This window comes from Chitinophaga sp., from assembly GCF_036569185.1.
Classification (GTDB): domain Bacteria; phylum Bacteroidota; class Bacteroidia; order Chitinophagales; family Chitinophagaceae; genus Chitinophaga.
This window is the reverse complement of the sequence record NZ_DATCRD010000223.1, coordinates 1-22,908: the sequence shown is the minus strand read 5'-3', so window position 1 is coordinate 22,908 and position 22,908 is coordinate 1. Positions and strand designations below refer to the sequence as shown.

21 protein-coding genes are annotated in these 22,908 nt (G+C 47.0%); 8 read left to right on the top strand and 13 right to left on the bottom strand.

The window, feature by feature from the left end; all coding sequences use genetic code 11:
• The 5 genes from VIM72_RS16720 to gwsG form a co-directional block, all read right to left on the bottom strand.
• A partial coding sequence (locus VIM72_RS16720) for a peptidase domain-containing ABC transporter (protein WP_332003973.1) occupies window positions 1-1,991 on the bottom strand: 1,991 nt, incomplete at its 3' end.
• Window positions 1,979-3,085, bottom strand: a complete 1,107-nt coding sequence (gene gwsS, locus VIM72_RS16715; protein WP_332003972.1) for a grasp-with-spasm system SPASM domain peptide maturase — start codon at window positions 3,083-3,085, stop codon at window positions 1,979-1,981. The genes VIM72_RS16720 and gwsS, both read right to left, overlap by 13 nt.
• On the bottom strand, window positions 3,072-3,281 hold the full coding sequence (locus VIM72_RS16710) for a hypothetical protein (RefSeq protein ID WP_332003971.1): 210 nt from the start codon (window positions 3,279-3,281) through the stop codon (window positions 3,072-3,074). Before VIM72_RS16710 ends, gwsS begins: the two co-directional genes overlap by 14 nt.
• A gap of 72 nt (window positions 3,282-3,353) precedes the next feature.
• On the bottom strand, window positions 3,354-3,575 hold the full coding sequence (locus VIM72_RS16705) for a hypothetical protein (RefSeq protein ID WP_332003970.1): 222 nt from the start codon (window positions 3,573-3,575) through the stop codon (window positions 3,354-3,356).
• A gap of 16 nt (window positions 3,576-3,591) precedes the next feature.
• A complete protein-coding gene (gene gwsG / locus VIM72_RS16700; protein WP_332003969.1) occupies window positions 3,592-4,560 on the bottom strand; it encodes a grasp-with-spasm system ATP-grasp peptide maturase in 969 nt (322 codons plus the stop codon).
• 227 nt (window positions 4,561-4,787) lie between these two features.
• Between gwsG and VIM72_RS16695 the strand changes: the two genes are divergently transcribed.
• Complete coding sequence (locus VIM72_RS16695) at window positions 4,788-5,534, top strand: LytTR family DNA-binding domain-containing protein (RefSeq protein WP_332003968.1); 747 nt, start codon at window positions 4,788-4,790, stop codon at window positions 5,532-5,534.
• A gap of 5 nt (window positions 5,535-5,539) precedes the next feature.
• On the top strand, window positions 5,540-7,465 hold the full coding sequence (locus VIM72_RS16690) for a histidine kinase (protein ID WP_332003967.1): 1,926 nt from the start codon (window positions 5,540-5,542) through the stop codon (window positions 7,463-7,465).
• Between the two features lie 29 nt (window positions 7,466-7,494).
• On the opposite strand, the gene VIM72_RS16685 is transcribed toward VIM72_RS16690, so the two are convergent.
• The 3 genes from VIM72_RS16685 to uxuA all read right to left on the bottom strand — a co-directional run bounded on the left by VIM72_RS16685 (window position 7,495) and on the right by uxuA (window position 10,084).
• Window positions 7,495-7,707, bottom strand: coding sequence for a hypothetical protein (locus VIM72_RS16685; protein ID WP_332003966.1), 213 nt, complete (start codon window positions 7,705-7,707; stop codon window positions 7,495-7,497).
• Between the two features lie 230 nt (window positions 7,708-7,937).
• On the bottom strand, window positions 7,938-8,819 hold the full coding sequence (locus tag VIM72_RS16680; protein ID WP_332003965.1) for a hypothetical protein: 882 nt from the start codon (window positions 8,817-8,819) through the stop codon (window positions 7,938-7,940).
• A 101-nt stretch (window positions 8,820-8,920) separates the two neighbouring features.
• Window positions 8,921-10,084: a mannonate dehydratase gene (gene uxuA / locus VIM72_RS16675; RefSeq protein WP_332003964.1), complete on the bottom strand. Its 1,164-nt coding sequence runs from the start codon at window positions 10,082-10,084 to the stop codon at window positions 8,921-8,923.
• Window positions 10,085-10,267: 183 nt separating this feature from the next.
• Here uxuA and VIM72_RS16670 point away from each other — a divergent pair, with 183 nt between their 5' ends.
• The 4 genes from VIM72_RS16670 to VIM72_RS16655 all read left to right on the top strand — a co-directional run bounded on the left by VIM72_RS16670 (window position 10,268) and on the right by VIM72_RS16655 (window position 16,366).
• Window positions 10,268-11,311, top strand: a complete 1,044-nt coding sequence (locus VIM72_RS16670) for a LacI family DNA-binding transcriptional regulator (RefSeq protein WP_332003963.1) — start codon at window positions 10,268-10,270, stop codon at window positions 11,309-11,311.
• A gap of 194 nt (window positions 11,312-11,505) precedes the next feature.
• Window positions 11,506-13,656, top strand: a complete 2,151-nt coding sequence (locus VIM72_RS16665) for an alpha-glucuronidase family glycosyl hydrolase (protein WP_332003962.1) — start codon at window positions 11,506-11,508, stop codon at window positions 13,654-13,656.
• 28 nt (window positions 13,657-13,684) lie between these two features.
• On the top strand, window positions 13,685-14,434 hold the full coding sequence (locus tag VIM72_RS16660) for an SDR family oxidoreductase (RefSeq protein ID WP_332003961.1): 750 nt from the start codon (window positions 13,685-13,687) through the stop codon (window positions 14,432-14,434).
• An 18-nt stretch (window positions 14,435-14,452) separates the two neighbouring features.
• Window positions 14,453-16,366: a sialate O-acetylesterase gene (locus VIM72_RS16655; RefSeq protein WP_332003960.1), complete on the top strand. Its 1,914-nt coding sequence runs from the start codon at window positions 14,453-14,455 to the stop codon at window positions 16,364-16,366.
• On the opposite strand, the gene VIM72_RS16650 is transcribed toward VIM72_RS16655, so the two are convergent.
• Genes VIM72_RS16650 through VIM72_RS16640 form a run of 3 tightly spaced genes read right to left on the bottom strand, consistent with a single transcriptional unit; the run spans window position 16,363 to window position 19,132 of the window.
• Window positions 16,363-17,388 carry an ABC transporter permease gene (locus tag VIM72_RS16650; protein ID WP_332003959.1) on the bottom strand — a complete coding sequence of 342 codons (1,026 nt, stop codon included), beginning with the start codon at window positions 17,386-17,388 and terminating at the stop codon, window positions 16,363-16,365. The genes VIM72_RS16655 and VIM72_RS16650 overlap by 4 nt on opposite strands.
• The gene (locus VIM72_RS16645) at window positions 17,330-18,349 is read right to left on the bottom strand and encodes an ABC transporter ATP-binding protein (protein WP_332003958.1); all 1,020 of its coding nucleotides are present in this window, start codon (window positions 18,347-18,349) and stop codon (window positions 17,330-17,332) included. The genes VIM72_RS16650 and VIM72_RS16645 overlap by 59 nt, the downstream gene beginning before the upstream one ends.
• A gap of 3 nt (window positions 18,350-18,352) precedes the next feature.
• Entirely contained in the window at window positions 18,353-19,132 is a 780-nt protein-coding gene (locus VIM72_RS16640; protein ID WP_332003957.1) for an NEW3 domain-containing protein, read from the bottom strand.
• Window positions 19,133-19,338: 206 nt separating this feature from the next.
• Here VIM72_RS16640 and VIM72_RS16635 point away from each other — a divergent pair, with 206 nt between their 5' ends.
• Together VIM72_RS16635 and VIM72_RS16630 are read left to right on the top strand one after the other, a co-directional pair.
• Window positions 19,339-20,037 (top strand): 4'-phosphopantetheinyl transferase family protein, encoded by a 699-nt coding sequence (locus VIM72_RS16635; protein WP_332003956.1) that lies wholly within the window; start codon window positions 19,339-19,341, stop codon window positions 20,035-20,037.
• Window positions 20,038-20,200: 163 nt separating this feature from the next.
• Complete coding sequence (locus VIM72_RS16630; protein WP_332003955.1) at window positions 20,201-20,572, top strand: response regulator; 372 nt, start codon at window positions 20,201-20,203, stop codon at window positions 20,570-20,572.
• Between the two features lie 64 nt (window positions 20,573-20,636).
• Here VIM72_RS16630 and VIM72_RS16625 read toward each other — a convergent pair whose 3' ends face one another.
• Both VIM72_RS16625 and VIM72_RS16620 read right to left on the bottom strand, forming a co-directional pair.
• Window positions 20,637-21,143 (bottom strand): hypothetical protein, encoded by a 507-nt coding sequence (locus VIM72_RS16625; RefSeq protein ID WP_332003954.1) that lies wholly within the window; start codon window positions 21,141-21,143, stop codon window positions 20,637-20,639.
• A 79-nt stretch (window positions 21,144-21,222) separates the two neighbouring features.
• Window positions 21,223-22,650 (bottom strand): hypothetical protein, encoded by a 1,428-nt coding sequence (locus VIM72_RS16620; RefSeq protein WP_332003953.1) that lies wholly within the window; start codon window positions 22,648-22,650, stop codon window positions 21,223-21,225.
• Window positions 22,651-22,908 lie beyond the last annotated feature (258 nt).

Here is a 22,908-nt window from a genome sequence, read left to right as displayed (position 1 = left end):
GCAGAAGTGGCTTCATCAAAAAAAATAATCTCCGGTTGTTTGTATACAGCACGCGCTATGAGGATGCGTTGCTTTTGCCCGGTACTGATACCGCTTCCTTCCTGCCCTATTTTTGTATGATAACCTAAAGGCAGCTTCTCTATGAACCCGCTGATATTGGCGATATCACAGGCAGCTTTCAGGCGTTGCCAGTCGGGCGCGTCTTCGCCAACAGCGATGTTCCCTGCAATAGTATCATTAAATACAAAACCTTCCTGCATCACCACGCCGCAAAGCTCCCTCCACTGGTGCAGGTCGGTGAGTGGCAACTCCGTGTTGCCTACTTTTATTTTTCCTTTCTGCGGCTCATAAAACCGCATCAGTAATTTGAGCAGGGTAGTTTTACCGCTTCCACTGGCGCCTACAATGGCCGTTATTTTACCTGCCGGGATGGTGAGATTAATATTCCGCAGCACCGGTTCCTCCATATCGCCATAAGCAAACGATACATCTTCCAGTTTGATGGTATGATTGGCTGGTACCGGCATACCCAGGCTTGTCTGTTCCCTGGTATGAAGCACTTCATCTTTTTCAAGATGCGTTTCCGCCAGCCTGTCAAGACTGATACGGGCGTCCTGCCATTCCTTTACAATAGCGATCAGCTGTAACACGGGGCTATTGAGTTGCCCGATGATATAGGAAACGGCTAACATGGTGCCCAGTGTAATTTCACCATCTATCACCAGCCGGGCGGCCAAAAAAGTGGTGAAGATATTTTTTATTTCGTTGATGATGCGGGCGCCTGTCTGCTGCTGCTGTTCCAGTTTCAGCGCCTGCACGCTTACCCGGTACAGCTTCACCTGTATACGTTCCCAACTCCATCGCTTGGGCTGCTCGGCGTTATGCAGTTTAATTTCCTGCATACCGTTTATCAGTTCGTAAATCTTACTGTTGTTCTCACTTGCATGCTGATAGTTCTTATAATCCAGCTTCTCCCGCTTCTTCAGAAAATAAAAAATCCAGGCCACGTATAAAATACTGCCCGTTAAAAAAATAGTAAGCAGCATGCTGTTATAGTACGCCAGCACCATACTGTAGGTAAGCAGGGTGAATACGGCAAAAACAGCCCCCAGTGACGATTTAGTGATAAAGTTTTCAATACGCCGGTGATCATTGATCCGTTGCAGCAGATCACCGGATAATTTGGTATCAAAATAACGGATGGGCAGGCGCATCAGCTTACAGAAAAAGTCGGACACCAGGGTGATGTTAATGCGGCTGCTCACATGCAGCAGCAGCCAGCTTCTTACCAGTTCCAGTACCAGCTGCCCGCTAACCAGCGCCAGCTGGGCAATCAGCACCAGCCATATAAAACCAATATCTTTTTTATAGATACCAGTGTCTACAATGTTCTGTGTCAGGAAAGGGATCATCAGTTGCAGTATACTGCCTACGCCCAGGCTGAGCAATACCTGCATCATTACCTTCTGATGCGGTTTCATGTAATGCCAGAGGAAAGGCCGTATGTTTACCTTCTCCTCTTTTTCCGTGTGCACGGTTGTTTCATAGAACGCAGGGGTTGGCTCCATCAGCAATACAATGCCCTGTGCGGTGGCTGGTACGGCATTAAGGCCGATCCAGTATTTTACAAATTCATCACAACTGTATTCCACCAGGCCTTTGGCAGGATCAGATACATATACTTTGCTGCGGGTGATCTTATATACAACTACGAAATGTTCTTGCTGCCAGTGTAAAACAAGCGGTAGCGGCGCTTCGTCCTGCAACTTGCGGAAGGTGACCATGGCCGCCATACTCCGGAAGCCCACTTCCTCCGCTGCCCTGGAAAGGCCCAGCAAACTGGCTCCCGACCTGCTGGTGCCGCTGAGCTGCCGGAGTTGTACCAGTGACATAGTACGCCCGTAATAACGGCCTATGATCCGTAAACAGGTAGCGCCACAGTCCATGCTGTTCCGCTGTTGCTCGTATGGAAATTTCTTTATGCTGAACATGATACATCAATTTCGTAAAAGGCGATGGCGGCCTGTTTTAGCGGGTTATCCGCCCAGCTGGTCCAGGTGGCAGTATAGGGATCATACCCGCATTTCAGCGGCTTGCTGCAGCCATCATGCGGATCCTCCAGGTAAGCGCGGCAATCTGTACAAACATGCCTGAACTCACAGTCGCGGCAGGCCTGCACCATCTCCTTATGTATACGCCAGTGTTGCCTGAACGCCGGGTTATTCAACGCCTCCTGCAATGTAGTAGCGGATACATGTCCATAATGCTGCGGCATAGACGGACAGTTCCTGATATAGCCAGCCTTATCTACCGCTATTTTGCGGTTAAGACAGGTATTGTGATGGCGTGACTCAATGAAGTGCAACGCATTGCTGGTAAAATAATGAGGATGAAAAATACCGCAATGATCTTCCCCGGTGATCACCTGTTCAATGAAATGAACAGGGATCAGTCCCGCTACATAATGATCTGTACCGTTTCCCGGCGCCCCATAACAGGTAATGCTCCCAATCCGCTGATGACCAGCGAAAAGATGGTTCCAGTCTGTAGTTTTAAAATGTTCATCGTATGGTACAATAAATTCAATACAGCGGCATACCGTTTCCGTAGTGGCTGCAGCCAATGCCAGCAACTCCTGCACCGATTGCGGCGAATATGCGCGCACCTGGATGTGTTCACAGCCCAGGGCAGTAAGTTGATGTATTAACCCTACTACGTTAAAATCGCTCTGCGCATCTATATCTATAATGGCATTACCAACAGGGCTGTAATATGCTGTGGTAAGCGGCAGGGAAATAAAGCGGTCGGCATCTGCCGCATCTTCACTTAAAAAAATATATTCTTCTTCCAGCAGGAAGCGCAGGTATTCGTCCAGCACAGGATGTTGTGTAATGTCAAATGCTGCATACATGGTAAGCAGTTGCTTCCCGTTGTAGGTTTCCACCAGCTCCTTCATATGTACCGGCACTGGCTGAAAACGGCCCCGTTGCAAATCCATTACCAGCGCCCGTTTGGCGCCTGCAACAAACTGGCAACTGGTCATTTGTATCATATACATCTTCTCCTTGTCTTTAAAGCAAGTCATATCTTATCATTCTGGAAAGTGGTTTATAATACCTGTTAGCCCTGTAAGTATATTGATGGTAAGCAGATAACCTCACTGCTTTGGCAAGCGGGAAAGGCCTTCCGGCATGATCCCGGTCTGTTACCGTGGTTTTGTTATAGAAAGGCGGAAAGGAGGGCGAAAATCCTATATTGAATATTTCTTTCAGTGGCTTCATCTTATAACGTTTACTTTTTAAAAAGCCGGGCCGCGTAATCATGTACGTTGCCCGGCATATACAAGCCAGTGCTCAATCATAGCTGCTGCTCATATACACGGTTCTGCCGCCGCCATCAATGATAGTAGTGCGGGAACCGGTAGCGCCTTCGTATTCCCACTCATGCACCAGCACGGTGTCGTTGCCCACTTTGTAGAAGTTATCACGTAAAAAGTTTTCGCCGCCCCTTACAGCGTGCATTTCGCCTGCTGTGAGCGACTGGTTAAAAGTTTCAAATGTTTGCAGTGTTTTCATAATGTTTGATTAAACGTTAAAAATCGGGTTTCAAAAAAGCGATATTGATAAGATAGTTGGCTACCTTTTGTTCAAGGTGGTAATGACAACTGCTGCTTACATTGCCAAACTGTCCTACCGGGTTAACCTCGAGAAATATGAATTTATCGCCCGGGGTCACGATCATGTCAACAGATCCGGTTTTCAGTTCCAGTGCCTGCATCAATGCATGAATGCCGGCGCTGACTGCCGCAGGCAACTGGTAGGGCACATTACGGTTGGGCTTTGTATAATTGTAGTGCCGCATATCTGTCTGGGTTTGGGTATCCTGCTGGCTCATTACAGCCATGGTATAACAAACGCCGTCAAGATAAAAGATCCGCAGCTCATACTTCTTGGGCACATAAGCCGCAAACAGGCCGGGCATAAAAGTTTCTGTAAGCGCCTCCACATCTTCCGATCCGAACAGGGAGGTATAGTTAGCGTAGGAGATCCTGTCTTCTTCTATGATCAGCCCATCGCTTAATGGCTTGGTTACTACCCGGCCATGTGCAGCCACAAAATCCGCCACCTGTTCCCTGCTGTTAAAAACGCCGTATGCCGGTACTTCAAGCCCCAGCTGTGCAGCGGTGTCCATTACTTTCAGGCGGTTCACCTTTCTATCTTCATACCTGCCCAGGTGGGGAATGCTCCGCAGCCGGCTATGTAACAGTTCCACTACCGTTTGCGTTTCATTAGCCATGTTGTCCCGGATCACCGGTGGCAGGTGATCCCCGCCCTTATACGCGGGTATAGCGAAATTACCTCTCCTGTACCAGTAAGCGGTTACTTTACTGAAGTCGAGCCGCTTGCCTTCCACGCAAAGGGAAGTATGCCGGTTGTCAATACGTATGTTGCTGATCCGGTGCTTATCAGTTACCAGCATTACTTCTTTGCCATACCACTCCAGCCATCTCATTACATGATAAGTAGTAACATCGCCGGTTTCAGAAAGGATCAGTATCATTTTCAAACGGGTTAAACGTTCATCTTATTCCCATAAAAAATATCCGGGATATATGGATTCCTGATTAAAAAACAGCATATTTGTCATGGTATATCAATGATAACATAACTATACGCCTTGAAGAAAAACAACAATTATCCGTCGTATATTTTTAATTATCCGTTAGCTCTTTACTTATCCGTAAGCCTGTAAGCCTGGTGTGACGGCATTAATAATTTTCCAATTCCATGAAACGAGTAGTTATTATAGAAGATGAGCCCCTTATAAGAAATGATATAGAGAAGATGATGAGCCGGTACGAAGGGTTTGAAGTAGTGGGCAGCTGCGGCAGTACCGCCAGGGCGGATGTATTACTTCAAAACCTTCAACCGGACCTGGTTTTACTGGACGTGCAACTGGGCAAAAGCACCGCATTCGACCTGCTGGGCGCATTGCCGGCAATAGATTTCCAGATTATTTTTATTACTGCACATAGTCAGTATGCCATTAACGCTATTAAATGCGGGGCATTGGACTACCTCCTGAAACCCATCAGCGAACCGGAACTGAAGCTGGCGCTCGACAAAGTGAGCGGGTATAAAAATCCCGCGGCGAATCAGCAGGCGGTAGCCATTGCCCAGCGGCGCTTTTCTGCACCAGGTACCGCATCAGACGACCGGATCGTTTTACGCACGCAGGAAGGACTGCATATCATCCTTTTTAAAGACATCATCTTTTGCCAGAGCGACGGATGTTACACTACCTTCTGTTTATCGGGCAACCGTAAACTGGTGATCAGCAAACCGCTGAAAGTATACGACGAACAACTGCCACGGCAGCTGTTTCTCAGAACGCACCAATCCTATATTGTAAATACACAGTTTATAGACCGGTATCATAAAGATGGCCACGTGTTGTTAAGAACCGGCGCAGTTATTCCCGTATCTGTACGGAAAAAAGATGCAGTGGTCAATTTCCTCACTAACCGCGACTAACGGGCATGTTTACACGAAAAATATCTGCCGGGTACATTATTGCAGGCATCATGCTGCTCTCCGCTTTATCATGCAGGCGGCACAACAGCGATGCGGAAAATAAACGTATGGTGGCGCAGGAAGACAGCCTCCTGGATTATCTCAACAGCCGCTTCAACCCGCTGATCAATAACCACGAATTCCCGAAGGCCAGGCGGCTGATGGACAGCCTGATCCCTGTTATGAAAAGCTATTCCTCCCTGAGGATGGAGTTTAATATTCTTACTACCCAAGGCACCTTCTACAATGCCCTGCCCAACCTCGACAGCGCCATGTACTTCTATCAACAGGCCCTGGAGCTGGCGCAGAAAAAAGATACCGGCAGAAAAATGAGCGTTACTGCCGCTTATCATATCGGTGAAATATATATGAAACGGAAAAATTTCCCGGAAGCCCTGAAACGGATCAGGGAGGCATACGACTACCGCAGTAAATATGATACTGTAAACATGGACATCACCTGTTTCCGGCTGGCTGAGCTATACAGGAGTATGGGCAATGAAACCGAGCAGAAAAAGTACCTGCTGGAAGGATTGGGAAGAACCAGTAATCCCCGGTTGAGAACAGTGATCGCCAACAACCTGAGCGCCTTCTATAACTATCATGGCAATCTCGATTCAGCTATATGGTACCTTGATAACTATATCATTCCCGATACCACCCTTTATCATCCTATGTACCAGGCGGGGAAATATGAGTCCAAAGCCGTGTATCTGCAACAACAGGGGAAATATGAAGAGGCACTGAAGAATATATTCAAAGCGCTGGACATACAACGCACACAGAAAAAATTTCCTCCCGTTACTTACTACCATGTAGCCAATATTTATATTGCCATGAAAAATTATCCCAGGGCGCTGAAGTATATAGATACCTGTGTAACCCTGGCCGCCAAAGAAAAAGATACTACCCTCGTTTCTTTTGACGCCAGCATAACAGATGCCTGGGAACAAAAAGCCGGGATCCATTACACGATGGGCCAGTATAAAAGCGCCAGTGAAGCCTACTATGAGGCGCTTGTTACACTAAGGTCCTATACCGACTCTGCCTATGCCAGGCAGATCATAGAACTGGAAGATCAATACGCACTGAAAGCAAAAGATGAAAAGATATTAAGACTGGATGCCAGTAACCGTGATGCAGCAAAGATCACCCGGTTGCAACGGATCATTATAGCAGGGTTCATCAGCTTAGTATTACTGGCAGCTGTTTTCCTGCTGATGTTCTACAAGCGGAGAAAGCTACGCGAAAAACTACGCCAGGCGGAGCTGGAACAAAAGCTGCTCCGCAGCCAGATGGAACCACATTTTATCTTTAACACGCTGGCCGTATTACAGGCCATGGTCCGTAACCAGGAAACAGAAAAGTCCATCAGTTATCTTTCTTCATTTGCCAGCCTGCTCCGGGTAAACCTGGAACATTCACAGGCCGCCTTTGTACCGCTGGAACAGGAAGTGGAAGCATTATCCAACTACCTGAACCTGCAGGCGCTGCGGTTTGAAAACACTTTCGACTACTTCCTTCATGTACCGGACAATATGGATGATATTTTTATTCCTCCCATGCTGCTGCAGCCGTTCGTTGAAAACGCCATCCAGCATGGTGTACAGGAGTTGGACTACAAAGGCATCATCCATATTGATATCAGGAAAGAGGGCGACATGCTTCACTGTATTATTGAAGATAACGGCACCGGTATACAGGAAAACAAACCCACAGGAATAAACAACAAACAATCCTTATCTACGCAGATCAATAAAAAACGCCTGGAAATGCTTAGCCGTAAAACGGGTAAGCAATCCAGGCTGGAAATAAAGAATAAGGCGGATCTGAACGCCGGCACGGGAACTATTGTAGAAATATATATCCCTTACCTGGAAGAGGCAGAATAACGCTGCCACATTCAACCGCAAACAATGGATCATTGACAATTATCCGGAGTAGTGGAGGAATAGGAATACTTTCCATCCACATAATAATCTTCTGTGATCCAGGAACCGGCGGCAGTGATCTCCTGGGTGAACTTGATCACGGTAAAACCCTGACCACCTTTGGCCTGCTGCATTTCTGCTGCGTTCAGCGAAGTGTTAAATGCTGAAAAACTTTCCAATGTTTTTACGGTATTTCTCTTCATATAAACTGCTACTTTTTATTACTCAAAATGTAGCCAAAAAAGAGGGTGAAAGTAACTGGCAGCTGGTTCCCCGTTACCGGTAACAAGGGAACAGCTCCGGTACAAGAATATACCCTTTATTTTCTCCTGTGAAAAACATTAAGTATCCGTTCGCACTTTTCAATTATCCGTTCATACCCGGGGCAGATAAGGTGATATAAGCATCCTTAACAGCCCACCATTGTCTACAATTATTGTTTCGGCCGGAGGATCCAGGTACTTGCCTGTGTTAAAATTTCCAGTGCCCATTCCTGTACCCCGGCAGGCACTAAATGCAGCGTGGAAAGCGGGTAACTGCCATCATAGAACGGGATCTTTTCAATGTCAAAACCAGCAGCTTCATAAAAGAATATAGCGGCGGCTTCATCTTCAAAATCATTTGCGGTAATGTTTCTTCCTACTTGTTCTGAAATGTTGCCCAGCACCGAAGTATATAGCTCTTTGCGGCTACCGGTAAGTGCGGCAAATAATTGCTTCCTTATATCTGGAAACATGATATCGGTAGTGATCCAGCAACCACCGGAAGCTGCAAGCAAAGCCCGTATATTTTCTGCCATGATCTTTTTTTCCGAGGCATTCAAATACATCAGCAGACCTTCGTTACAGATATCAAATGATTTTCCCTGGAAATATCCTGCTGCATTTTCAAGCTGCGCTTTATCCAACACATTGGCGGCCTGGAAATGAATACGCTGCATAGGCAATTCCTGTCTCCATCCTATGCTGTTGATAACAGGCCCGGTTTCCGCAAGAATGTCCGGCAAATCGGTCCCTATATATTCAATCCCTGCTGCGGCAAGTTGCAAGCCGCGGGGCGATAACCCACAGGCCAGTTCGATGATATGCTGCGCTCCCCTTTTCATAATAGCCGCATCAATAGCCTTATACCTTGCTTCCAGTATCAGTGGGGAGAAGATGGTCATGGTGGCTATATTATCACCGAGCGACTGCCGTGCGGTTTGCTCCGCCTGCAAGGCCACCGCAATTTCCTTTGAGAAGGGAATGTCTGATAAAGACTTCCAGTAAGCGGCTATTTTTGCGGTAGGACTGATTTTGCTATGTGGGTTTTCCATTACTTTTTTCACCGAATTTACAGGCCGGTGGAGTCACTACACAAGCAGCATCCGGTAAAACCCCTGTTCAGGAAGGTAAAAGCCACAGGAACGCCGGTGTATTACAACAGGCTGGCCAGCCCCACCTGCAGTCCGCGAAGCTCCGCAAGCCCCTTCAATCTTCCTATACATGAATAACCCGGATAGGTGGTCTTATCCAGGTCGTCGAGCATCTGGTGACCATGATCCGGCCGTACCGGTAAAGAAGTACCGCGTCGTTTCATTAACAATAACAGCTCCCGTACAATCGTCACCATGTCTGCATCACCGTTTAAATGATCAGCTTCAAAGAAGTTCCCGGAAGCATCTCTCCTGGTATTGCGCAGGTGAAGAAAATGGATATGCGCTCCCAAACGCCGGATGATACCTGTAAGATCATTGCCTGGCCTTACGCCCAGCGATCCGGTGCAATAACACAACCCATTAGCCGGTGAAGGCACTGCATTTACGATGTGCTGCAGGTCCTGTTCGGTGCTCACTACACGGGGTAATCCCAAAACCGGGTAAGGCGGATCATCCGGGTGTATGGCCAGCTTCAGGCCCTGTGCTTCCGCCACCGGTACCACTTCTCCCAAAAAATAAAATAAGTGCGCTTTTAACTTCGGGGCATCAATGTCCCTGTATGTTTGCAATGCGGCTAAAACTTCTTCCGGGGTAAAGCGCCCGGTGCTGCCAGGCAAACCCAGCAACGCATTCCGGAATACTTTCTCCTTTTGTTCATCGGTATGCGTATGCAGCCATTGTTCCGCTGCCGCAATTTCTGCGGCGGTATAATCTTTTGCTGCGTTCTCTCTCTTCAGCATAAAAATATCAAACGCAATAAAAGCCGCGCGTTCAAAATAAAGCGCTCTACTTCCGGCAGGCAGGGTATAACTGATATCTGTACGTACCCAGTCCAACACCGGCATAAAGTTGTAAGTGATCACTTCTAACCCACAGGCAGCAAGGTTTTTCAGGCTTTCCTTATAATTATCAATATGCGCCAGGTAGTTGCCGCTTTGCCGCTTAATGTCTTCACTAACAGGCAAACTTTCCACTACTGTCCAGCTCATACCTTCGGCTTCGATCAGCGCTTTGCGTTGTTCAATTGCTGTTACCGGCCACACGTCGCCCACAGGAATATGATGCAATGCGGTTACAACGCCTTCACAGCCCGACTGCCGGATGTTTTTCAAACTAACAATATCATGCGGGCCAAACCAGCGCATGGTTTCATGCATTAACATAGAATTTACATTAGGGAGATATAAACGTTGCATTCATAAGGGGGCCGGACCGATGCCATTGCCAACAGCAAGCCATAATCCGCCCTTGCGAAACGAATATAAGAAAAAACCAATGGCGCGTAACCGATTGCATTTTTTTATTCAGAAAAAGTTCATTTTCTTTGATAAACAAGCTGCACTAAAATGTCTGAAGACCGGGAGGTAACGATATATGATATAGCCAGATACCTGGATGTTTCGGCTGCCACCGTGAGCAGGGGATTAAAAAACAATCCCATGATCAGCAAAAACACCCGGAAAAAGATCACTGAAGCCGCCAGAACATTGGGTTACCAGTCCAATACCTTCGCCAGCAGTTTAAGAAGCAGGCATACCCATACCCTGGGCGTACTGGTGCCCCGGCTTAACAGCCATTTCATGTCGTCTGTACTGGCCGGCATGGAGAATGCAGCCAACAGGCATGGATACAACCTTATTATTGCGCAATCGCTCGAAGATGTGGAGAAAGAAAAGCGTAACGCGGCTACCATGTTTAATAAAAGAGTGGACGGGCTGCTTATTTCGCTCTCCTATAATACGCAGGACATCCATCACCTGGAGCCGTTCTTCAGGCGTAAGATCCCCGTTGTTTTCTTTGACCGTATTTATCCGCATGCGGAAAGCACTGCTGTAGGCATCAATAATTATGAAGCCGCCTATAATATAACCAGGCACCTGATAGAGCAGGGATGCAAAAGGATCATGCACCTGGGCGGTAACCTGTTGCGGAATGTATACCAGGAGCGACTGAACGGCTACCGGCAGGCACTTCGCGACCATCACCTGCCAGTTTCCGGAAAGCTGTACCTGGTAAGCAACCTGTCTGAACAGGCCGGAACTGATGCGGCCAGGTATATCCTGGATCTGCCCCCGGGCAAAAGGCCCGATGCCGTTTTCTCTGCCAACGATACTGCCGCCGTTTATTGCATGCTTGCGCTCAAAGGCGCGGGGCTTCGTATCCCGGAGGATATCGCCTTTGCCGGGTTCAACAACGATCCTATCAGCCGCGTGATTGAACCCAATCTCACCACCATGGACTATTCCGGCGACAGCATCGGCAATACCGCCGCCACTTATTTAATTAACCATCTTAAAGGAGCCAGCAACCTGTATACTACCGATGCCATTACCCTGCGGGCGGAAATGGTGGTCCGGGCTTCTTCCCTGAAAAAGAAATTGCGGAAATAAATTTTTTTTTGAGATATTTACGCAACCGATTGCGTAAATAGTGCTTAAAAGTGTGCTTTTGAGGATAACATCAGCTTTAAACAGGCGCACATTTCCCTGCACCCGGTATAGCGTTAAAACAAGAAATAGTAATATCTTATTGCCGCTTTATCCGGAAGGAAGCAAAGTGATTCAATAAATTAGTTTGCCGACACATGAAAAAGACCACGTTATTGATTTTATACCTGTGCTGCATCCTTATAACAAAGGCGGAAAACGGGTATGACCTTTGGTTAAGATATAAGCCTGTCGCAGACAAAGCACTGCTTACCTCCTACCGTGAAAGCATTACTACCATCATAACAGGCGGCTCCTCTGCCACGATGAAAATTGTAAAGGAAGAATTGTATGCAGGCCTGTCCGGCTTACTTCAAACTAAAATAGATACCAATATCTCCACACCCCGTAACGGGACCATCATAACAGGCACCCCACAATCCTCCCTGCTGATCCGCAATGCAGGGATAGCAACACAACTGAAAGACGCCGGGGAAGAAGGATTTGTTATCATCTCCAAAACAATTAACGGCAAACAGTGCATCCTTATCAGCGGCAATACAGAACAGGGCCTGCTTTACGGCACCTTTCATTTCCTGCGTCTCCTGCAAACCTCCCGGCCCATCCGGCAGCTGCATATCGTTTCCGCGCCTAAGATCCGGTTGCGCATGCTGGACCATTGGGACAATCCCGACAGGACGGTAGAAAGAGGATACGCGGGATTCTCCATCTGGAACTGGCATACGCTTCCTACGTATATTGATCAGCGTTATATCGACTATGCCAGGGCCAATGCCTCCATTGGCATTAATGGTGTGGTGATCACTAACGTAAACGCCAACGCCGTTATCCTGACGCCTGCCTATCTTGAAAAAGTAAAAGCACTGGCCGATGTATTCAGGCCCTACGGTATCAAAATATATCTCACCGCCAGGTTCAGCGCTCCCATTGAAACAGGGCGCCTGAAAACCGCAGACCCGCTGGATGAAAATGTGCAACTATGGTGGAAAGAAAAGGTAAAGGAAATATATACCCGGATACCCGACTTCGGCGGCTTCCTTGTAAAAGCCAATAGTGAAGGGCAACCCGGTCCGCAGGATTATAAACGCACCCATGCAGACGGCGCTAATATGCTGGCAGATGCCATCGCTCCGTTTAAAGGCATTGTAATATGGCGCGCGTTTGTGTACAGCCATGAGAACCCTGCAGACCGCCATAAGCAGGCTTATGACGACTTTGTTCCACTCGACGGGCAGTTCAGATCCAATGTAATGGTACAGGTGAAAAACGGGGCTATCGACTTTATGCCCCGGGAGCCTTTTCATCCGCTGTTTGGCGCTATGCCAAAAACACCGCTGATGATGGAGTTCCAGGTAACACAGGAATACCTGGGTCAGGGAACAAGCCTTGTTTTCCTGGCGCCACTCTTCAAAGAAACCCTTGACAGTGATACCTACAGCAAAGGAAAAGGCAGCACTGTAGCCAAAGTGATAGATGGCAGCCTGGAAAAACATTCCCTCAGCGGTATGGCCGGGGTAGCCAATATTGGCAATGATATCAACTGGTGCGGTCACCCGTTTGCACAAGCTAACTGGTATGCACTGGGGCGCCTGGCATGGGATCATCACCTCAGCAGTGAACAAATTGCAGACGAATGGCTGCGGATGACCTTTTCAGACAACGCTGATTTCCTGAAAGCCGCCACTGCACTAATGCTGGAAAGCCGCGATATCATTGTGCAATACTCCAATCCTATGGGCCTGCATCATATCATGGGCACCAGCCATCATTACGGGCCTGCGCCCTGGGTAAACGACCAGCGCCGGCCGGAATGGAACCCTGTTTATTATCATAAGGCAGATAGCAACGGTATTGGATTTAACCGCACGGCAACAGGCAGCAACGCCCTGGCCCAGTATTTTCCTGATGCACGAAAACAATGGGAAGACAGCAGCCACTGCGATGAAAAATACCTGTTGTGGTTTCATCATGTGCCATGGAATTTCATTGTAAAAAGCGGGCGCACTTTATGGGAAGAACTGTGTTATCAATATTATAAAGGTGCTGAACGGGCGGGAAAAATGCAGGATACCTGGAAAAGGTTACAACCCTATGTAGACAAACAACGATTTGAGCAGGTGAGCATGCTGCTGAACATACAACATGAAGAGGCCATCTGGTGGCGGAACGCCTGCCTGCTGTATTTCCGGAGTATCAGCAAACAGCCCATTCCTGCTCAATATGAGCCGCCTGGTAAAACACTGGAATATTATAAACAGCTGCGGTTCCCGTTTGCACCGGGAATTTAGCTACCGCATATTAAACTGACGAAAGAAGATGACGGCAATAAAAAGAAAATTAGCTATTGTAACAGGCGGAGGTTCAGGGCTCGGACTGGCCATTGCCGCAAAATTCGTACAACAGGGCATCCGGGTTGTGATTGCCGGCAGAAACCGGGAACGCCTGGATACTGCCCAGCAACAACTGGGAGAACTGTGCCATGCAATGCCATGCGATGTTACCGATCTCACTGCCATTCCCGGTTTTGTTCAAACGGTAATTGACCAGTATGGCCCTGTTGATATCCTGGTGAACAATGCAGGCATCAACATGAAAAAAGATTTCACCGAAGTTACAGACGAAGCATTTCAACAGGTGATCCTTACCAATCTCAGCGCCGTTTTCTCAATGAGCCGGGAAGTGGTAAAGCATATGCTGCAACAACAAAACGGGTGTATCATTAACATCAGCTCCATGGCGGCGCAATATGGTATTCCAAAAGTAATTGCCTATTCGGCCAGTAAAACAGCCATCGATGGTATGACCCGTGCGATGGCCGTTGAGCTTTCCCCTAAAGGCATACGGGTAAATGCCATTGCACCGGGTTTTATTTATTCAGATATGACAGCAAAGGCTTTGGATAGCGATCCCGAAAGAAAAGCAAAAGTATTCGGCAGAACACCGATGGGCGCCATGGGGCAACCAGCCGACATAGGCGAGGCTGCATACTTCCTGGCCAGTGATGCGGCAAAATTTATTACAGGCGTAATACTGCCGGTAGATGGCGGAAACAGCATCGGTTTTTAACGTATAAACATCCCCGTTATGAAACAACTCCTTATTCTCCAGTTATTCCTCTTTTCAGTATATACCGGAACCGCCCAGGTAAAGCTTCCAGCGCTGGTGCGCGACAGCATGATCCTTCAGAGAGATGAAAAGGTAAAACTCTGGGGATGGGCTTCCGCCCATGAAAAAATAGAGATCCGGTTCAGAGGTAAAGTATATAAAGCAACTGCCGGCGCAGATGGTAACTGGATGATACAACTAGCTCCCACCAAAGCAGGCGGCCCTCATAATATAGACATTATCGCAAGCAATAAAATTACCCTGCATGATATATTGTTTGGAGATGTATGGCTTTGCAGCGGCCAGTCGAACATGGTTCATCAGATGGACATCCATGACGTTACCTATGCCAATGATATTGCCACAGCCAATTACCCGCAGATCAGGCAATTCCTGGTGCCTACGCTTACAGACCTGCAGGGGCCTCAGCACGACTTACCCGCCGGGCGCTGGGTGCCTGCCGTAGGAGAAGCGGTAAGGCCCTATTCCGCCGTGGCCTATTTCTTTGCAAAAAAAATCCATGAAAAATATAAAGTTCCTGTTGGCATTATCAACGCCAGCGTTGGCGGCACTCCTATTGAAGCATGGATCAGCAGCGAAGGACTGAAAGAATTCCCGGCGCAAATGGCGGTCATCGAAAAAAATAAAGACACAGCTTATATCAATAGCTTCAGCAGGCAGGCAGCACCTGCCCCACAGCCAGCGGATGCCGGGCTGGCCAACGCTCCCGCATGGTATGATATGACCTATACACCGAAAGGCTGGCGTAATATCAACATTCCCGGGTACTGGGAAGACCAGGGCATCCGGGACCTGAACGGCATTGTATGGTACCGCCGGGAAATAGATATACCCGCTGCTATGACCGGCAAAGCAGCCAGGGTTTTCCTGGGAAGAATTGTAGATGCAGATGAGCTATACATCAATGGCAAAAAAACAGGCGCCACCGGCTATCAATATCCCCAACGCAGGTACAATGTAGCGCCGGATGTATTAAAGGCCGGTAAGAACCTGTTTGTAATACGTGTTACCAATACCGCCGGTAAAGGCGGATTTGTGCCGGATAAACCATACTGCATTTTCGCAGGCAACGATACCATTGACCTGAAAGGTTACTGGCAATATAAAGTAGGCGCTGTTTTCCCTCCTGTTACAACGCCTGTAAAAAGGATCACACTCCAGTATCAGCCTGCTGCTTTGTACAATGCCATGATAGCCCCGGAGATCAATTATACGATCAAAGGATACTGTTGGTACCAGGGCGAATCCAATACCGGTCAGCCTAAGCAATACGAAAAACTATTGCCCGCGCTGATCAGTGACTGGAGACAGCAATGGGGCCAGGGCGCTCTTCCGTTTCTTTATGTACAGTTGCCCGGCTTCCAGGATTACAGCTACCTGCCTGTGGAAAGCGGCTGGGCCATGTTGCGGGAATCGCAAACGAAGGCGTTATCGGTTCCCAATACAGCCATGGTAGTGGCTATTGATCTTGGTGAGTGGAATGATATTCATCCTGATAATAAAAAAGAAGTAGGCGAGCGACTGGCGCTTGCAGCCATGAAAAAGGCTTATAAGGAAGATATTGTTTACAGCGGGCCTCTTTACCAGTCGGCCGTTATCGAGGGAGATAAAATTATTGTCAGCTTTACACATACAGGTGGGGGCCTTATTACAAAAGATGGAGAAGCGCCCGCCACTTTTGAGATGGCAGGCGCGGATAAAAAATTTGTACGGGCAAATGCAAAAATAGCAGGGAATAAAGTAATAGTGTGGAGCAATGAAATTGCCACGCCCGTGTACGTCCGTTATGCATGGTCAGACAACCCGGTAAATCCCAATCTGTATAATCAGGAGCAATTGCCGGCATCTCCCTTCAGAACGGACAAGTTTTAAGTCCTTATCTCCCTCCGCATAAAAAGATAATAAGAAAGTGCAAAGCAAACCACCGTTGCGGCAATAAGACCACTTACCTGCGGCCATACTACCAGCAGGCTTTCCCGCACCGACAGCGGCGAAGGAATAGCGCCTGCCATTTGTTCCATTGTAAGAGGCCCCAGGCTGCGCACAGAAGGCATCAGTAAGGTGGTAGTGGCATCCGTATACAACTGGCTTGGCACAAAACGCAGGAAGGTTAAAATGATCCTGTTATATGCTACCAGCTGATCCTGGCTTAGTACATCCGGACTAGGCAGGAATGCTTTGATAATAACATTCACAATGATCTGGTAAAAGACAGTAAAAAATATCCAGATGGCAATGGCTGTTAATGCCGATGTAGCCGGTTGCCGGAACTTCACCGAAAGCAATATGGAAAGGTTCAGCCAGAACGATACATAGATCACGCTCAGTATTACAAAACATAGTATCCGCATCAATTCAGATGGCTCCATACTTACACCTGTAATGATCAATCCGCCACCTATCATTAACAAGTTAAGTGACAGGAAAAGTGTGGTGATAACAATAAGCGAAGCAACAAACTTTGCGTTGATCACGGAATCCCGGTAAACCGGTTGCGCCATCAGCCGGATCAGCGTACCGCCTGACTGTTCTGAATTGATAGCATCAAAGCCCAGGCTGATACCCAGCAACGGCCCAAGGAAGCCGATGAAGATATGAAAAGGCGGTAACGACCCGTCTGTTGTTGTAAGCAGCTTCAGGTACAGGTATAACCTGTCCGGGTCATTGATATTTGATACCGCCTTACTGATATTGGTCAGGGATACATACATGGATCCCAGGAAGGTAAGCAGTATCAATCCCGCCAGGATGATGAAGCGCCAGCTATGCACCTGGTCTGCTACCTCCTTCCGTACCATGGCAAAAAAAGGATTGGTTGCCTGATGTGGTGGCTGGTTATTGCTTTTTGAACCTGCTGAAAAAAGACCGTTGAAATAGGCCGCTTGACTTTTCATTAGATACGTTTTCCTTTAAATTATTTTCAAAATACCGTTGATAGATTTCATCAAGGCCATAGCTTTTCTGTTGTACGCCGGTAACATCAAAACCATGCTGCACAAAGAAACGTACAATATCAGGCGTAATATCTTCCTGTCCTGATATTTCCACTACGGTTCCATCTATTGTTACCTTGCTTACAGCCGGTAGCCGGAGAATGTCTTTCTCCAGTCCGTTAGTCTCACTGATGGCTGTTTTCAGCGTTACCTGCACCGCATAGGGCGCCGCATTGAACAGGTTGGCGGCCAGCGTTTCAATATTGCCTTCCGCCAACAGGCGCCCACCAACGAATATGCCTACACGATTACATACCTGCTGTACCTGGTGCAGGTGATGGGACGACAATAATATTGTGAGGCCCTGTGCCTGGCTTAATTGCCTGATCAGTTCGAGGAAGTCCCTCACGCCGGTGGGATCAATACCAAGGGTGGGCTCATCCAGGATAATCACTTCCGGTTGTTTCAGCAGCACATCCGCCAGTCCGAGGCGTTGTTTCATACCACGGGAAAAGGCGCCCGCTTTTTTATGTATGGCAGCTTCCAGTCCTACTTCCGCCAGCATATTCCGGGCACGGTCTTTTACTTCCGCTTCAGGGATGCCATTCAACCGTCCGATATAAGTAAGGTTTTCCAATGCCGTTAGCTCATTGTAAAAACCCACGTTATCCGGCATGTATCCTACCTTGCGTTTCACAGGAATAGGATTGCGCGCAGCATTCAGCCCACAGATGCGGGCCTCCCCGGCAGAGGGCTCTGTTAGTCCCAGCAGCATTAATATGGTAGTGGATTTCCCGGCGCCATTGGGACCAAGCAACCCGAATATTTCACCTTTGTTTATAGCCAGGTGCAGGTTATCCACGGCCTTCAGGGAGCCGTAGTATTTGGTCAGCCCGTTGATCTCAATAATTGGTTGTTCCATAAGCTATCTCCTGCCATATTTACGGATAAGGTAATACACAACGCCTAATGCGGCTATGATCACGAGTATCCCGATCCATCCGGTAAGAACGGATGTAGTAACCGTCATGCGGAAAGATGCGCTGGAAGAAGCGTTGGTATTTTTAACGGAGAAGTTGGTAACATAATCCCCTGCAATGGTTTTATCAGGCACGCTCAGCGTGGCAGTCACCTCGGCATCTTTACCAGGCTCCAGGCGGGTGATGGTGGATGGTACAAATGCGGCGTCCCATTGAGGAGGAGCCTGAGCGGAAAGATCGAGGTTATCGAGTGCAATGGTGCCTGTGTTCTTTACCACAAGATGGATCTCTTTGCGGTTGCCTTCAGTGATTTCATCGCTCAACCTGCCCGATGGCGTAGTGAGTGAAACGCTGTATGAGCCTTTCACTACAGCTTCCAGGTCTAGTTTTGCAGAATCGCCCCCTGTTACAGCCAGCACCGGTATATTATATTTTCCCGGTTTGGTTTCTATAGCAGGATTAATTTCCAGGGTGATATCCTGTGTTTTTTCTGAATCGATATTCAGTGATGTGACCTGCACACCCTCTACTTTAAAAGAAGCATTCCATCCCGGGGGCACAGTGGCAGAAAGCTGGTATACGCGGGATACAGTTGCGGCGTTATGTAACCTGGTGTTGTAGGTAAACGGCGTATTGGTAGCCGCTTCAATGTTAATAAGCCTGGCGGTAAAAGGTGGCTCCGAATGCTTGTTGGCCTGCGCCGTACTTTGTTTGGTGAATGACACAGATAAAAGGAATAAACAAAAAAGAGAGGGCAGATTCCGGGCAATCCGCCGGCGATGTTGGTTGTTGCTTACTGACATTGCTAACATGAGATTAATAAATAATAATTATATTCAGATGAAATAATAGCTATTTACTTCTAAGTACAGCAGTGGTATAATGGTAATCTGTTATTTCAGACGGCGACCAAATTAAAAAGAAATATTAAATGCAATTGCAAAAAAAATGTGAAAATTTTAACGAAGATAGGGTCCCTGCGGTGATCTCCGTTTACTATGCCCGCTATGATACGCCATTACCCGCTCACATTTTCACTCAACTGGCAAACGTACTTCCGGAAAGCTTACAGGCAGCCATTTACAGGTACCGGCAATGGGAAGATGCGCACGCCGCATTACTGGGCAAACATTTATTGCGGCATTCATTGCTGCGTCAGGGGCTCCCATATACACTGCAAAATATTGAATACACCACCTACCGGCGGCCGTTCATCAAGGGTACACCTGACTTCAATATTACCCACTCCGGCAATATAGTAGCCTGCGCGGTGGCTGAAAAAGGGCTTGTTGGAATTGATATTGAAAAGCTCCAGCTATTGCCGGTGGATGATTTCCGGCAACAGTTCAGCGGGGAAGAATGGCAGCGCATCTGCCAGGATCCTGCACCACCAGCCGTTTTCTACCGGTACTGGACCAGGAAGGAAGCAGTATTAAAAGCTGCAGGCACAGGGCTGAACGAGGCATTGCATCTGCTTAATACTACTACAGATATTGTTTCCTATGATCAGCATACCTGGCAGCTTAATACGGTATCCATAATGCCCGCATATATCTGCCACCTGGCATGTAGTGAAATGAATAATACTATTTCCGTTCAGGAAGTAAGTATCAGTGAGCTGGCGTTGTAACAAGCCAGATGTACCCGGATTGTGGCACATTCTCTTCAATAATATTTAAAAGTAAAAATGATATTATACTTTGTAAACAATTAAAAATCAATAATTTAAAAACAGGCTAAACAATTCTGGTGCGATATTGGTTTATCCATAGGCACATCAAAATCGTATGGCTATGAACAGGAAAATCCTAATCACGGAAAGCGATGTTGATATAAGGCTACTTTTATCATCATTGCTCAGGAAACATTACCAGGTGTTTTTCTTAAATGATGCAAAACAATTACTGGAAGGATCATTTGAGAAACCGGATCTGTTTATTTTGAGCAACCAGTTACCTGATGCAAATATTGGGAATATATGCAGGCATCTGAAAACAAATATTCAAACCAAAAAAATACCAATACTGATTATTGCAGATTCGGAAGATATTGATGCGTTGAGAGAAGAATGCCCGGGAGATGATATTATTACGAAACCGTTTTCCGGAGCTGAGTTACTGGCGAAAGTGCATAGCGCGATTGATATAAATATTACCAGCAGGTAATTAGTTATTTTTAGAAAGATGTAAAGCCCGCAGAGGGCTTTACATCTTTTTTTTATCCGGGAAATTAATCTTTATGTCCCCTGCCGTTATTGCCCTTATTACCTTTATGACCCTTATTGCCCTTATCGCCTTTATACTGTTTGTATTTACCCGGATGCCCTTTTACCACATAATATTTTTCATCATTGCTGTAGCGGATAATCTGCTGTTTACCATAATAGCCTTTGTACTTTCCATACCTGTTCCGGTAAACATCCGGGTGAAGATAGGGCTTAGGCTCATTTACAACTACCTTGTATCCCCTGTTGAGATCGTAGTGATAACTGGCAGGTAATGCGGGAGCGAAAACCCATCTTCCGCCATGCAGATAAATAAAACGCCGCTCCGGTACATAGTAGTAGGCATCTACATCGGGCAGGTAATAATATTCTGCATAGTCATACCCTACGGGACCCCACAGCGGCTGACTGCCTATATTCACGTTTACATTTACTTTTACCTGGGCATGGCCGGTATTCCCATACAACGAACCTGCTATAGCTAAACAGGTGATTATCAATATCTTTTTCATAACCATGTTATTTATAAGCTTATAGATTCAAATGAGATGCCAATCTGAAGCATTGGGTGGCTGGTGGGAAGGGATAATATCATAGATTATGAATAAAAGCAATCATCAGCGCTGCCGTTATTCGTGTAGCCGGCACCGTGCCAACAGTACCGGAAAGCAGGTTGGATTCCTTCGGATCATCGAAGTTAATGGGCTGCTGATAACTGTTGGTATGACCATAACCTAAGAGAATACCTGTACGAAGATTGTATTTGGCTCTTTTAACATTCACTCCCAGCTGGCAATAGTAATTGTCCCATGTAGATGTATTGGGAGAAAAACCATCGGTATCCTTTCTGTCTGCATAGTTAAAATCGGTTCTGAACGAACAATAACCTGTTAACAACGGCTTCAGCCGGTAACTAACGCCTACGGCTATATTAAATATAGCCTTTCTTGCTTCACGCATTTCCAGCAATGCAATAGTAGAGGAATTCGTGTTCCCTGTATCCGGTCTTACAAAAATCTCAGGCCGCGGGGTAAGAATGTTATAGTCTTTCACTTTCATAAAATATTCCGTTGCTACATACACCTGTCCCTTATGATAATCATAAGCATATCCCAAAGCGATACTGGCAGGCGCTTTATAGCTTGTTTTCAGATTTGTTTGCCGTGTATTAGCCAGCAGGTTAACCGGCTCGTTATCGATGAAATGAACATTTGCAACAGCGTTACTGCTCAGTAACGTTCCTTTGCCATATAGGTGCATAAGGGGCGACGACAATAATAACCCCAGGTGATGTTTCCCCAATTCGTAGCTGAAGCCCGCTTTTAATTTTAAGCCAATATGACTGTAATCTACCTGGTAATCGCCTTCATTACTGGCAAGCGGCAGGGTGCTGGAAGTATTGTCGTTCACCAGGGCGCGGGAAGTAAAGGCCTCACTGTAATGCTGGGAACGCGACTGGCCTTCCGCCATAAAACCGATGGCCCAGCGGCTGGAAAGCCGGAATCCCGTACTGATAAGTGCCGATGTTTCCCTGGTAAGATTCTGGAAATTATATTGGCCCACGTAATATTCCAACCCCGGGCTTCCGCTTCTGTCTATTACATCCAGCTTCGTATCCTGTTGCTGTGATACGTTGTAATTAAGCACAGAAGTATGCGTAAGCGCATAACCAAAGTACACAGGCTTCCGGCGTCCCACAGATACGATACCAGACAACATCTGCGGCACACTGGAAGTAATACGGGAATGCAGGTCCTTCCCGGTTCCGGCGCCGTTCTTCACCTTAATAGATTCCACCTGGTAAACGGTTCCGGAAATAGACGCGGTTTTCTTCCTGGTAAGCGCCTGTAATGCCGGATTATAAAACAGCACGCCGCTGTCTTTATTATTTGCAATTACAGCTCCTGGTGTAAAAAAGCTTCCCGGCCCATAGCTGGCGGACCAATAGTTAGCATCCTGTGCAAATAACAGCTGGCTGATAAATAAAAAGAACATGCCCGGTAGAATTATCCTGATCATAGTTCTGTTGGTTAATAAGTTAATAAATAGTGTGAGGTTGAGCTACAAAAGATTTCTTACTGAACAACCAGGCGGCAAAATTGTTGGGACGGTTCTTAAAAATAGAGTTTTATATAACATCCGGCATATATTTAAAATAATATCGGGATTGGATAAAATAAGAAATGCGGAAAGGATCCTTCCGCATTTCTTATTTATAGTAAGATATAATACTAGAACTTATAAGACACTGTTCCTGTAAACTGTGTGGGTGGTATA